Source organism: Gillisia sp. JM1 (genome assembly GCF_000424645.1).
GTDB lineage: Bacteria > Bacteroidota > Bacteroidia > Flavobacteriales > Flavobacteriaceae > Gillisia.
This window is the reverse complement of the sequence record NZ_KE384219.1, coordinates 241964-255747: the sequence shown is the minus strand read 5'-3', so window position 1 is coordinate 255747 and position 13784 is coordinate 241964. Positions and strand designations below refer to the sequence as shown.

Here is a 13784-nt window from a genome sequence, read left to right as displayed (position 1 = left end):
TAACAAATCCTTAAGATTATTATAAGAGTTTGTTGAGACATTTCGTAGAATGTAAGTCTTAAGTTTAATTATTATTAACTAAAAACCAAAATTATGAATAATGACCAAATTGAAGGAAAATGGAAACAAGTTAAGGGTGAATTCAAGCAAAAATACGGTAAACTTACAGATGATGATGTAACTTACAGTGAAGGTAAGTTTGATGAAATGATGGGACGTTTACAAGAAAAGACCGGTAAAACCAAAGAGGAATTACGTGACGAAATAGATAAGTGGTAAAAGAGAATTGAAAAAAGACGATAGTTAATCATCGTCTTTTTTTTATTTTACTTATTTATGAATGAAACGAAATTTTCAAAAATCAATCATTTAAAAATTTAAACTAATCATTATGGCAGAAATTGAAATTGAAAAGAAAAGTCCAATATGGCCATGGATTCTATTAGCTATTCTAATCATCGCCGCTTTATTATACTTTTTTGTATTGGCAGACGACGATGTGGATGATGGGGACGATATGAATACAGAACAGGTCATGGATGATGACGAGATGGATAATGAAACCATGGAATACGAGGATGCTGAAAATATGCAATATGTCACAGCAATTAATGAATATGACACTTATATAAATAATCCTGAAATGGGCGTGGACCATGAATATACCAATGGAGCATTAATGAAACTTATCTCCGCCGTTGATGCAACAGCGAATAATTTAGATGTTGATATAGATGCAGATCTTGAAAATGCGAGAAATGAAGCGCAGGAGATTACTGAAGATCCAATGAAAGTAACTCATGCTAATAGCATTAAAGATTCTGGAAAGCATATTCTTAAAGCTTTAAAAACTATTCAAACGGAAAAATTTCCGGATATGAGCAATGCTTATGCAGAAATTGATTCCGCATTTTCTAAAATCGAGGCAGGTAAGGAAACCTTAAATCAAAAGAATGAAGTAAAATCTTTTTTCAATAAGATTTCATCTTTATTAAATTCAATGAAATAAAAGAAACCATGAAAGACGAAAAAAACAGAAGTTTATTCTATTTAGACGAATTATCAGACTATAAAGTAAAAAGTGGCGATCCGGATGTTAGAGGTTGGCACGTTAAAGATAAAGACCAACGAGTTATTGGAAAAGTTGAAAATTTGCTTGTAAATAAGAATACCGAAAAAGTAGTATATCTGGATGTAGAAGTTGATCCTTCTATTATTGAAGCAAATCATAAACCTTATTCCGGAACAGCGCAAGGTGGGGTTCACGAAGTGATGAATAAGGATGGTGAGAATCATCTTATAATTCCAATTGGTCTTGTGAACTTAAACCACAATGATGAAGTGGTTAATACTAATGAAATCACCCATCAAACTTTTGCTGAAACTAGACGTAAAAGAAAAGGCAGTACCATAGATCGAGAATATGAGATTGTAGTGCTTGATTCTTATAATCGCAACGAAACCAAATATCCTGAGGATGATTCCTTATATGAGCGTGATGAATATGATACTAAAAATTACAGAAAAGAAAAGTGATTTAGATCATTTAAGTATGATACTTATGATTAAAAAAGCTGCTTAAGTGCAGCTTTTTTAATTTCATATTTATTTCTATTCGAACTCCGATTTCAGTGCTGTAGATCTTAGAATGAAATCCCAAAAAATAATCTTATTTAGTCCCAGCAAGTTCTTCCTGATTTCTGAACACGAGTGTATCATCAAATTCATCTAGAAGAATAATACTATCTGTTTTTACTTTTCCGGAAAGTATCTCTTTAGATAGTTTATTTGAAACTTCTCTTTGCAATACTCTTTTTACAGGTCGAGCTCCAAATTGAGGATCATAACCTTTTCTGGAAAGATATGCTAATGCTTCTTTTGTGGCATCTAGCACAATACCTTGTTTTAAAAGCATCTTTTTAAGTGCATTTAACTGCAGTCCTACAATTTTTAAAATATCTTTTTTGTTAAGTGGTGTGAATAGAATAATATCGTCTATTCTATTAATAAATTCTGGTCTTACCGTTTGTTTTAATAATCCAAGTACTTCTACTTTTGCACTTTCCATAGCAGTATCTAGATCCTTGACAGTTTCAAATTTCTCCTGAATAATACTTGAACCCATATTAGAGGTCATTATGATGATCGTATTTTTAAAATCGGCCAACCTTCCTTTATTATCTGTAAGTCGACCTTCATCTAGTACCTGAAGCAAAATATTAAAAGTATCTGGATGCGCTTTTTCAATTTCATCTAAAAGAATTACAGAATATGGTTTTCTTCTAACTGCTTCTGTAAGTTGTCCACCTTCTTCATAACCAATATATCCCGGAGGCGCTCCTACCAATCTGCTTACAGCATGACGCTCTTGATATTCACTCATATCTATTCTGGTCATCGCAGATTCATCGTCAAAAAGATATTCGGCCAATGCTTTTGCTAACTCTGTTTTTCCAACTCCTGTCGTTCCTAAGAATAAGAAAGTTCCAATAGGTTTTTTCTCATCCTGTAATCCGGCTCTGCTTCTTCTTACCGCATCACTTACGGCTTGTATTGCCTCTTCCTGCCCCACAACACGTTTGTGCAATTCGTCTTCCAGTTTTAGCAATTTTTCACGATCACTTTGCAGCATCTTGGTAACTGGCACTCCAGTCCATTTCGCTACAACTTCAGCAATATCCTCGTAAGTAACTTCTTCTTTAATAAGAGTTTTACTGTCCTGATTATCTTCAACTTGTTGTTGAAGCTGTTCGAGTTTTTCCTGAGCTTCCTTTATTTTTCCATACCTAATTTCCGCAACCTTACCATAATCTCCATCACGTTCGGCTCTTTCAGCTTCCAACTTAAATTGCTCAATATCAGATTTAGCAGATTGAATATTATCTACAACCTCTTTTTCATTTTTCCAGCGGGCATTAAGTTCGTTACGTTCTTCCTTGAGGTTAGCAAGATCTGCAGTAAGTATTTTTAATTTGGATTCATCATTTTCGCGTTTTATAGCTTCAATTTCAATTTCCAATTGCGTCACTTTTCTATCTAGAACATCCAATTCTTCAGGTTTGGAATTGATTTCCATTCTAATCTTCGAAGCTGCTTCATCCATAAGATCTATCGCCTTATCGGGAAGAAATCTATTGGTGATATAGCGTTCAGATAGTTCTACCGCAGCGATGATGGCTTCATCCTTAATTCTCACCTTATGGTGAGTTTCATATTTTTCTTTGATTCCACGAAGAATAGAGATGGCACTCTCTGTATCTGGTTCATCTACGATCACTTTCTGGAAACGTCTTTCCAAAGCTTTATCCTTTTCGAAATATTTTTGATATTCATCTAGGGTTGTAGCGCCAATTGCTCTTAACTCCCCACGCGCCAAAGCTGGTTTTAAAATATTTGCTGCATCCATAGCGCCTTGTCCGCCACCAGCACCAACAAGCGTATGGATTTCGTCTATAAATAGCACGATATCTCCTTCACTTTCGGTAACTTCTTTGATCACTGCTTTTAAACGCTCTTCGAATTCCCCTTTATATTTGGCTCCTGCAATTAAAGCTCCCATATCTAAAGAGAAGATCTGCTTGTTCTTTAAGTTTTCCGGAATATCTCCGTCTATAATTCTATGCGCTAATCCTTCAGCAATTGCAGTTTTCCCAACTCCCGGTTCTCCAACCAACATCGGATTGTTTTTGGTTCGTCTAGATAAAATTTGAAGCACTCTTCTAATCTCCTCGTCCCTACCAATGACAGGGTCCAACTTCCCTTCTTCAGCTAGCTTATTTAGATTTTTCGCATATTTATTTAGAGAATTATAGGTTTCTTCTGCGCTTTGTGAAGTTACTCTGTCTCCTTTACGCAATTCCTCTATAGCTGCTCTAAGATTTTTTTCTGAAGCGCCTTGATCTTTCAGGATTTGTGCAACTTTACTTGAAGATTTATAGATAGCCAAAATGAGATGCTCTATGGAAACATATTCATCTTTCATTTTGTTGGCAATGCTACTCGCATCATTTAAAGTGCTGGAAGCAGTTCTAGAGAGCATTATTTCTCCACCGGTAACTTTTGGAAAATTCTCTAATGTTTTATCCAAGATTTGAGTGAAAAGCCCAACATTGATGTTTAATTTTTTGAGAAGAAAGGGAGTTACATTTTCATCGACCAAGGTAATGGCTTTAAAAATATGTTCGTTTTCTATTTGTTGATGACCTAACTCCTGTGCAAGTTGTTGCGCTTGCTGAATGGCCTCTTGCGATTTTATAGTGAAGTTATTTAAATTCATAAGTTGTAGTTTTAAACATAAAACTGAATATCAAAGCATATACCAGTAAAATCACACTGTCAAAATGGCTGATAACACTGGTTTTGCGCAGACATTTTGTCCGCTTCAATTATCATTAAGTTACGATTTAGATTTCATTATGTAAACTTTAATACCGGGATGGAGAATTTTATTACTTGAAATCCTATTTTTGCACACTAAAATTATAATATATGGGATTTTTTGATAAAATGTTTAAGTCTGATAATGATGATAATAAGCCAGAAAAGGTTTCTGTTCCTTGGATCCAGTTAACTCAAGTTGAAACACTAGAGGAAATAGCTGAAGACTCATCTAACCAACCAATTGCAATTTTAAAGCATTCTACATCTTGTGGAATAAGTAGAATGGTACTAAGACAATTCGAGCAAAATTATAATCTAGATCCAGATTCAGTTAAGTTATATTTCTTAGATCTATTAAGTTATAGAGATATTTCCAATAAGATCGCATCAAGATTTAATGTTCCCCATGAAAGTCCGCAATTGATAGTGATCAAGGATGGAAAAGCTGTTTATGATGCTTCACATAGTGAGATTGATGTTAATAAATTGAAGACTATATAATTTAACACGTATACTTCTTAAAATTTTCTTTTGTAATCCTTTAATAAGAAAGGTTAAAGTTATTTTAAATGCCTATTAACTAGTAATTTACACGTATATTCATACTATTATTTATTAACCATTTAAATATATAGTACCATGGAAAATCAAAAAGATCCTCAAAAGAAAGATCACAAAGAAGGTCAAGAATCTGGCGCCAAAAGTCAGCCTAAAAAGCAAGATGATCATAAAAAAGATCACTCCACTAAGAGGTAGTGTTAATTATTTGAATTGAAAAATGGCTATCTAATACTAATTAGATAGCCATTTTTTTTATAAAGTAAGAAATTATTTTTTCTTGGTTTGAGGTTCGTAAACTGGTAAAAGTTTAGTGCTTACTTCTCCAAAACCTATTCTTCTATCTTTTCCTTCACAATATCCTCGCATGATAACTGTATCGTTATCTTGAATAAATTTACGTTCGCTACCATCATTTAATTTCACAGGTTTTTCTCCTTTCCATGAGAGTTCTAACATAGATCCATAGGAATCTGGAGTTGGTCCAGAGATAGTTCCAGAACCCATCATATCCCCAGAATTAATAGGACAACCATTTACGGTGTGATGAGCCAATTGCTGACTCATATTCCAATACATATATTTGAAATTGGACTTGGAAATGGTTGTTTCCTCTTTGTTTTCTGGCTGAATAGCAACCTCTAAATTGATATTGAAACTTTTCTTTCCTTTAGTTTGTAGATAAGGAAGTAATTCTTTTTCCGGTTCCGGGCTTTTAGTTCTAAAAGGTTCCAATGCATCTAATGTTACGATCCATGGTGAAATAGATGAAGCAAAATTCTTAGCTAAGAATGGCCCTAGTGGTACGTACTCCCATTTCTGAATGTCTCTGGCACTCCAGTCATTAAACAACACCATTCCAAAGATATAATCTTCAGCTTCGTCTATAGGAATTGGTTCCCCTAAAGGATTCCCAACGGTAGTAATAAAAGCCATTTCCAATTCAAAATCTACTAATTTGGAAGGTCCAAAAACAGGTTCTGAAGCTCCTGCAGGTAAAGTTTGACCTTGAGGTCTGTGTACAGGAATTCCGCTTGGAATTATAGAAGAACTTCTTCCGTGGTATCCAACAGGAATGTGCAACCAGTTTGGTAAAAGCGCATTGTCTGGATCACGGAACATGGTTCCAACATTGGTAGCATGTTCTTTACTTGAATAGAAATCGGTGTAATCTCCCACCTGTACAGGCAGTTGCATTTCGATTTCATCTAGTGTGAAAAGTACCGTATTTCGGTGATCTTGATTATCTTTTAATTGTGAATTTTTCTCGTCAAAAATATCAGCGATTCGGTTTCTCACCAAACGCCAGGTTTTTTTTCCATCCGCAATAAAATCATTTAAAGTATCTTGAAGAAAAATATCGTCTGTAAGTGGAATTTCGTCAAAATATCCTAGTTGATGTAGGGCGCCTAGATCAATGGCGTAATCACCAATTCTGGTTCCAATGGTAACTATGTCATCCCTTGTTAAAAATACTCCGAACGGGATATTTTGAATTGGAAAATCAGTGTTACTTGGAATGTCCAGCCAGGTTTTTCTTTTAGGATCATTTGCTGTAATAGGCATATGTTATTTTGTTTTATTCTTAAATGTATTGATTTCAAAGTTATTATTTTCCAGCAATTAACCGATTGGAATTATTACTTTTGAGGAATATTTAACGTAAAAAATTACCATGCAACAAGATACACAAATTTTTGATCTGATAGAAGCTGAAAGAAACCGTCAATTGAATGGTTTAGAACTAATTGCTAGTGAGAATTTTGTGAGTGATCAGGTGCTTCAAGCGGCAGGATCTGTACTAACAAATAAATATGCTGAAGGATATCCTGGAAAAAGATATTATGGTGGGTGTGAGATCGTAGATGAGGTAGAAATCCTAGCTATAGAACGCTTAAAAGAGCTTTTTAATGCCGAGTATGCCAATGTGCAGCCACATTCAGGCTCTCAAGCAAATACTGCTGTTTTTCATGCCTGTATGCAACCGGGAGATAAATTTCTTGGTTTTGATCTTTCCCATGGAGGTCATTTAACACATGGATCTCCTGTGAACTTTTCTGGAAGATTATACAATCCTGTATTTTACGGTGTAGTTAAGGAAACTGGATTAATAGATTATGATGCGGTTGCAGAAATCGCTGAAAGAGAAAAACCTAAAATGATCATTGCAGGAGCTTCTGCATATTCAAGAGAAATAGATTACAAAAGATTTAGAGAAATAGCAGATAGTGTTGGTGCCATTTTACTTGCAGATATCGCACATCCTGCAGGTCTTATAGCTAAAGGGCTTTTGGGAGATCCTTTACCTCACTGTCATGTGGTAACTTCTACAACTCATAAAACCTTACGGGGACCTAGAGGTGGAATTATCATGATGGGTAAAGATTTCGATAATCCTTTTGGCTTGAAATTGAAGAATGGAAATCTTAAAAAAATGTCAGCTTTATTGGATAGTGGAGTGTTTCCAGGAAATCAAGGAGGGCCTTTAATGCATATTATCGCAGCCAAGGCAGTAGCCTTTGGAGAGGCTCTTACAGATGATTTTCTTCATTATATGGTACAGGTTCAGAAAAATGCAAAAGCATTGGCGGCAGCATTTGTAGCTAAAGATTATAATGTGATCTCTGGGGGAACAGATAACCACATGATGTTAATAGACCTTAGGAATAAAAATATCACAGGGAAGCAAGCTGAAGAAGCATTGGGAATGGCAGAGATCACTGTGAATAAGAATATGGTACCTTTTGATGATAAATCTCCTTTTGTTACTTCTGGTATCCGTATTGGAACAGCAGCAGTTACAACCCGCAGTTTAAAAGAAGATGATATGGCTAAGATCGTAGATCTTATAGATCGTGTGATCACAAATTTTGAAGATGATGCAGAATTGATAAAAGTGGAAGCAGAAGTGCTAGACATGATGCAGGATCTTCCACTTTTTAATGGATAATCTTTCAATTAATATATAATTCAAAAAAGGGCAATTCATTTAGATTTGCCCTTTTTATATTCCAGAAACATGAAGGAGCCAGTAATAAAAAAAATAGTTTTTAGGGGCGGGAATTAGAAGTTGAAAAATAACCTGCTATATTAGCTACACTTCAGTAATGACAAAAGCTAAGGCTTTTATTTATAATGTTGTAATCAATACAATAACTATGAAAATGCAGAGATCTTTTTCCCATATTTTATTCAACTATTTAATTCTTATTATACTTTCCGGCTGTACCTCCAGCAAAATTATTGAGGAGCAAAACAATAAAATATTACCTCCAGAAGAACTTTACGGGCCACTATTCTATGATGTCCAGTCCGACAAAAATATTTTTGAGGATAGTAAAACTTTTGTAGATGCCGTCCCATTATACGATGTGGATGTAATTAAAAATAAATATGCCGATTTAAAAGACAAATCATCTACATCCCTTAGGGAGTTTGTGGCAAATAATTTTGAGCTTCCTTCCGTTTCATCCATGTATGTAACAGATTCTTCCTCTATCAACACTCATATAGCAAAACTATGGAGTGTTTTAAAACGCCCGGCAGATAAAAAAATATCGGGAACCCTTATCCCATTACCAAAACCTTATATAGTTCCTGGAGGAAGGTTTAGAGAGGTTTATTACTGGGATAGTTATTTTACCATGCTTGGTTTAGCTGAGGATAATGAGCTAGAGACCATTGAAAACATGATAGATAATTTTTCATACCTTATTAATGAAAAAGGTTTCATTCCAAATGGCAATCGCACCTATTATTTAGGCAGGTCCCAGCCCCCTTTTTACTCCCTCATGGTAGAAATTCTTGCAGATAACAAATCCGATTCTGTTTATTTAGAATATTTAAAACCCCTGGAAAAAGAATACAATTTTTGGATGAAAGGAAATGAAGAAATTAATTCCAGTAAAGAAGATTATTTACGCGTGGTAATGATGCCCGATGGTTCGATACTTAATAGATATTGGGATAATAAAAACACACCCCGTCCGGAAAGTTACCGTGAAGATGTTGCCACTGCAGATAAAGCACTTTCAGATTTCCCTAAGCTTAAGCAGGACGATATTTATAGGAATTTAAGGGCAGGAGCAGAGTCGGGTTGGGATTTCTCGAGCAGATGGCTGGATAAAGTAGATGGAGATTACGAACTTTCAACTATCCATACAACAGATATTATTCCAGTAGATTTAAATTCGCTGTTGTATAATTTAGAGATGACTTTATCCAAAGCTTATCTATTAGAAGGTGATCCAGTGAAATCTGAAATTTTCAGTGATAAAGCCCAAAGCCGTAAAGAAGCGATATTAAAATATTGCTGGAATGCTGAAAAGGGATTTTTCATGGATTATAATTTTAAAAACAATTCCCAGACTGAAGTTTTTTCCCTTGCAGGGGTTTATCCCTTATTCTTCAATTTTGCTGAAGAAAATCAGGCGGAGCTGGTGCAGGAAAAAATCCAGGAAATTTTCTTAAAACCCGGTGGGCTAGTTACAACGCCCAACCATACCGGACAGCAATGGGATGCGCCCAATGGCTGGGCACCATTGCAATGGATGGCCATTAAAGGTTTAAGAAATTACGGCTATACTGTACTGGCAAATGAGATAAAGGATAGATGGATTGAAATAAATAAAGGAGTATATCAAAAAACGTTTAAGATGCTTGAAAAATATAATGTGGAGGATTTGTCCAAGGAAAGCGGGGGAGGAGAGTATCCAACACAGGACGGATTTGGCTGGACCAATGGTGTTTTTCAGAAATTATCCAAAGAATAAAAATTGGATTTTTTTAATAAACTTAAATCAAAGGTTAAGAAGCTTAAGAACGAGATCCAGGTTTTATCTATCGCTTATAGCGATCCTCGAACTCCATGGACTGCAAAATTACTAATAGGTATAACAGTGGGATATTTATTAAGTCCTATTGATTTAATACCCGACTTTATTCCCGTTTTAGGTATTCTAGATGACCTAATTCTAGTGCCACTATTAATAACGGTATCCATAAAACTGATACCGGAAATTGTAATTACTGAGGCTAGGGCAACGGCGATTAAAAACCCAAAAAGGATGAAAAAGAACAATTATATTGTTGCTTTTATCATCCTTTTATTATGGTTATTTGTGATCTATAACCTGTTCACCTATTTTCAAGCAAAGACCGGTTATTTTTAGCTTGTCATTTTACTTCATTTCTGGATACCAGTTCAATTGAACCACTTCAATCTCCTTGCTCCCTTTGTTTACCAAATCCTTGAATTTAGAAACGTCTGCAAGTCCATCTTTTCCTCTGTAATGGTATGGATATACTTTTTTCGGTGCAAATGCTAAAACTCCATCTGCTGCATCTTCTACAGTCATAGTGTATGGCAAGTTCATGCAAATTAATGCTACATCTATATTCTCCAAGTCTCTCATCTCTGGGATGTCTTCAGTATCTCCTGAAATATATAAACGTTGACCTTCCTTTTCAACTACATAGCCGTTACCTCTTCCTTTAGTATGCATTGCATCTTTGGCTTCAGGTAAATTATACATTGGGATTGCTTTAATTGAAAACCCCATAATTTCTTTAGTATCGCCATTGTTCATTACAATTAAATTAGCTTCCATCTCTTTTGGCAATTGATCTTTAACCGCTTTTGGAACAATGATCTTTGTATCTCCCAAATTGAGTGCTTCCAAAGTTTTAGCATCCATATGATCTCCGTGAATATCTGTGATCAAAACAAAACTAGGTGCAGCTTTACCTTCAAAAACATCAGCTCCGCCAACAGGGTCTGTATAGATCACTGCATCTCCCCATTTTAACAAAGCTGTAGCGTGAGAGATAGGTTCAATTTCCAAAGTAGCATTTGAAGTTTCCATTTCCTGATCTACTTCAGCTGTAAGCTCAGTTTCAGAAATCGCTTCATTTTTCTCTTCATTTTTACAAGAGCTAAACAATACACCCATGCAAAATATGGCAATTATTGATCTTTTCATTTTGAATGTTTTAGTTAATTAGTATAAATTTTGTCAATCAAAAAAACCCCGTAAGGGGCCTTGTTTGTGTTGATTACATAAATTTATGAAAGCTAGGAGGGAATCCCTCGCAATTAATAAATATTTATGAAAGGTGCAACTCCATCTTAATATCTCCTCTGGAATACGGATTGTTTTCTTCGATAGGGATTTCAACAAATCCATATTTTTTATAAATATAAATAGCGTTTTCAAGTTTCCTATTGGAATAGATTATTAGTTTTTTCCAATTTTTATCCTTGGTGAAATTAATGGTATGTTCCATTAGTTTTTGCCCGATATTCTTTCCCTGGGCAGCAGGAATTACGGCCATTTTTGTAAGTTCGAAAATATCGTCTTCCATTTTCATTAAGGCTACACACCCTATTATTTCTTCATTATCTTTCACAAAGAAAATATTTCCACCCGGTGTTATGATGTATTTCTCTGGATTCCCAAGAACATCTTCATCATGCGGTTCTACCCAAAAGTATTTTTCTAGCCACGCGATATTAAGATTTTTAAAGTCTTCGGCATATTTTGGGGAGTATGATAGTATTTCCATTATATAATAAAATCTGTTATAAAATAACTTAAAGCTTTTCCTATTTTGTTCCCTGTCTCCACTGTAGGTGCAGCTTCACAAATATGCAAATATTTTACATGTTCCTCTTCTGAAGCAATTCTGATAAAATTTCTTATCATATTAATCGCAAATCCACTTGGAGTTTGAGCGCTGCTGGGAAAGCCCTTTATTGCGTCGCAATCTAGTTCTAATCCAAAATTATCGTGAGATACAAATTCCATCTCTTCTCTAAACGATTTAACGATCTTTTCTGAAGGCATTAAAATTAAATGTTCAAATAGACGATAGCCATCGTTCGCAGATTGATTCATTTCATTGAAAATATATTCTGGAGTATAATTTTGATGCAGTCCGAAAATTCGATATTTCCCTAGAAAGTTTTCTTTTCTTGCATAGCTAAAGCTATTACCACTGTGCCTGTAATCGGTTCTTCTAAGATCGGTATGGGCATCTATATTTAAAACATTCAGCGGTTTTTTTAGAGCTTCAGAAGCCCCTTTAATATTTCCGAAGGCATTGTTGTGCCCGCCGCCAATTATTATTGGAATCTTCCCTGCGGAAATGATCTTAGCGACAATTCCACTTACTACTTCATCTATTTTGCTAATAAGATCTCCCAGTTTTAAATAATAATTAGGATCTGCAGGATCTATGTTCGAAGCCTTTTTCATTGCCTCTCCACAATCCACTTCACCTAGTAAAATCAATTTTTCTGGTTTGGTGTACTGATTTGCCTGAATATTCAAGAGCGAATTTAAACAGCATTTCCACGCGCCTGAAGTTCCAGCTTTACCTAGATTTCCACGCACTCCAATATCCTCTGGAATCCCGAAAAGTACATATTTGGCATCAATAGTAGCCAAGTTCTCGAGATCCTCTATAAAATGTACCCGCTCCCCAAACTTGGTTTCTCCATCTCGAGTTTTTATAATCTTCTCGACGTCCTTTAAATTATATATTTTAATCCCTTCCATTACTTGATCAATTTTCCTTTAATATAAATTGCTTCAATAGGATTACTCCCAAAAGCATACGGAATGTATGTGTAAGATGGAATAGCCTTTGTTATTATTAAATTGGCAAGCTTACCTCTGGTAATACTCCCTACTTTTTCACTTAAATCCATAGCGTAGGCGCCATTTATAGTTGCTGCATTAATGGCTTCTTCCGGAGTCATTTTCATTTTAATGCAGGCTAAAGATACCACTAGGTTCATATTTCCGCTGGGGGCACTTCCTGGATTAAAATCTGTAGCTAGGGCAAGTGGCAAATCTGCATCAATTATCATTCTTGCCGGGGTATAAGGAATGCTTAAAAAGAGTGAACATCCAGGTAATGCTACTGGCATGGTTTCAGAATTCTTCAATGCCTGGATGTCTTCTGGTTTCATTTCTTCTAAATGATCCACACTTAGAGCATTGTTTTCTACTCCTGCCTGCACACCACCAATTGCGTTGAACTGATTCACATGAATTTTAGGACGTAAATTGAATTTGGCTGCAGCTTTTAATAATTTATTGGTGTCTTCTACCGTAAAATATCCTTGTTCGCAAAAAATATCGATATAATCCGCAAGATTTTCCTCTGCAACTGTAGGAAGAATTTCATTGATCACATGATCTATGTATTCCTCTTTCTTATTTTTATATTCTAAGGGTAGGGCATGAGCTCCTAAAAAGGTAGCTTTTATAGGTAGGCTGTAATTCTGCTGTAATTTTTTTATCACTCTAAGCATTTTGAGCTCAGCATCTTTTGTTAATCCGTACCCAGATTTTATCTCTACTGCGCCGGTACCTTGCTGAATAACCTCCTCTAGTCTTTTTGCAGATTGATCGTAAAGATCCTCTTCAGAAGTGTTTTGTAAAGTTGTAGCAGAATTTAAAATTCCTCCGCCATTATTGGCGATCTCTTCATAAGATAGACCACTAATTCGCTGTCCAAATTCTTGTTCTCTGTTCCCCGCGTATACAATATGGGTATGAGAATCGCACCAGCTGGGAAGAATCATTTTTCCGGTGAGATCTATAGTTTTATCTGCTGAAATCTCAGAAAGGTCATCCATTTTTCCATAGTCGGAGATCTTATCATCCTCCACTAATAACCAAGCATTCTTGATTGTTGGAAGTATATTCATCTCTTTTCCTGAAAGTTTTAAAACAGAAGCTTCTCTAACTTGAAGCAGTTCTTCAATATTCGTAAAAAGTAATTTCATAGTGTAAAGATAAAAAAGCCTGTAGGTTTTTCGCTCTACATTTAAGAAA

At 35.3% G+C, this 13784-nt stretch carries 12 protein-coding genes and 1 pseudogene; 7 read left to right on the top strand and 6 right to left on the bottom strand.

The window, feature by feature from the left end:
* The first annotated feature begins 93 nt into the window (after positions 1-93).
* From H033_RS0115495 to H033_RS0115485, 3 genes are all read left to right on the top strand, one after another.
* Entirely contained in the window at positions 94-279 is a 186-nt protein-coding gene (locus tag H033_RS0115495) for a CsbD family protein (RefSeq protein ID WP_026839124.1), read from the top strand.
* Positions 280-391: 112 nt separating this feature from the next.
* Positions 392-1009: a hypothetical protein gene (locus tag H033_RS0115490; protein ID WP_026839123.1), complete on the top strand. Its 618-nt coding sequence runs from the start codon at positions 392-394 to the stop codon at positions 1007-1009.
* A gap of 8 nt (positions 1010-1017) precedes the next feature.
* The gene (locus H033_RS0115485) at positions 1018-1536 is read left to right on the top strand and encodes a photosystem reaction center subunit H (RefSeq protein WP_026839122.1); all 519 of its coding nucleotides are present in this window, start codon (positions 1018-1020) and stop codon (positions 1534-1536) included.
* 133 nt (positions 1537-1669) lie between these two features.
* On the opposite strand, the gene clpB is transcribed toward H033_RS0115485, so the two are convergent.
* Positions 1670-4276 (bottom strand): ATP-dependent chaperone ClpB, encoded by a 2607-nt coding sequence (clpB, locus tag H033_RS0115480; RefSeq protein ID WP_026839121.1) that lies wholly within the window; start codon positions 4274-4276, stop codon positions 1670-1672.
* Between the two features lie 212 nt (positions 4277-4488).
* Here clpB and ytxJ point away from each other — a divergent pair, with 212 nt between their 5' ends.
* Positions 4489-4881 (top strand): bacillithiol system redox-active protein YtxJ, encoded by a 393-nt coding sequence (gene ytxJ, locus H033_RS0115475; RefSeq protein ID WP_026839120.1) that lies wholly within the window; start codon positions 4489-4491, stop codon positions 4879-4881.
* A 327-nt stretch (positions 4882-5208) separates the two neighbouring features.
* Here ytxJ and fahA read toward each other — a convergent pair whose 3' ends face one another.
* Positions 5209-6504, bottom strand: a complete 1296-nt coding sequence (fahA, locus tag H033_RS0115465) for a fumarylacetoacetase (RefSeq protein ID WP_026839119.1) — start codon at positions 6502-6504, stop codon at positions 5209-5211.
* A gap of 109 nt (positions 6505-6613) precedes the next feature.
* Between fahA and glyA the strand changes: the two genes are divergently transcribed.
* The 3 genes and pseudogenes from glyA to H033_RS22535 form a co-directional block, all read left to right on the top strand.
* Positions 6614-7888: a serine hydroxymethyltransferase gene (glyA, locus tag H033_RS0115460; protein ID WP_026839118.1), complete on the top strand. Its 1275-nt coding sequence runs from the start codon at positions 6614-6616 to the stop codon at positions 7886-7888.
* A 157-nt stretch (positions 7889-8045) separates the two neighbouring features.
* Positions 8046-9710, top strand: coding sequence for an alpha,alpha-trehalase TreA (treA, locus tag H033_RS0115455; RefSeq protein ID WP_231367642.1), 1665 nt, complete (start codon positions 8046-8048; stop codon positions 9708-9710).
* Between the two features lie 72 nt (positions 9711-9782).
* Positions 9783-9987, top strand: a pseudogene (locus tag H033_RS22535) (YkvA family protein); the annotation flags it as partial.
* A gap of 131 nt (positions 9988-10118) precedes the next feature.
* Here the strand turns inward: H033_RS22535 and H033_RS0115445 are convergent.
* The 4 genes from H033_RS0115445 to hutI all read right to left on the bottom strand — a co-directional run bounded on the left by H033_RS0115445 (position 10119) and on the right by hutI (position 13735).
* Complete coding sequence (locus tag H033_RS0115445; protein ID WP_026839115.1) at positions 10119-10919, bottom strand: MBL fold metallo-hydrolase; 801 nt, start codon at positions 10917-10919, stop codon at positions 10119-10121.
* Positions 10920-11043: 124 nt separating this feature from the next.
* Positions 11044-11502, bottom strand: coding sequence for a GNAT family N-acetyltransferase (locus tag H033_RS0115440; protein WP_026839114.1), 459 nt, complete (start codon positions 11500-11502; stop codon positions 11044-11046).
* Positions 11502-12497 (bottom strand): formimidoylglutamase, encoded by a 996-nt coding sequence (locus H033_RS0115435; protein WP_026839113.1) that lies wholly within the window; start codon positions 12495-12497, stop codon positions 11502-11504. The genes H033_RS0115440 and H033_RS0115435 overlap by 1 nt, the downstream gene beginning before the upstream one ends.
* Entirely contained in the window at positions 12497-13735 is a 1239-nt protein-coding gene (gene hutI, locus H033_RS0115430; RefSeq protein ID WP_026839112.1) for an imidazolonepropionase, read from the bottom strand. Before hutI ends, H033_RS0115435 begins: the two co-directional genes overlap by 1 nt.
* Between the last annotated feature and the right edge of the window lie 49 nt (positions 13736-13784).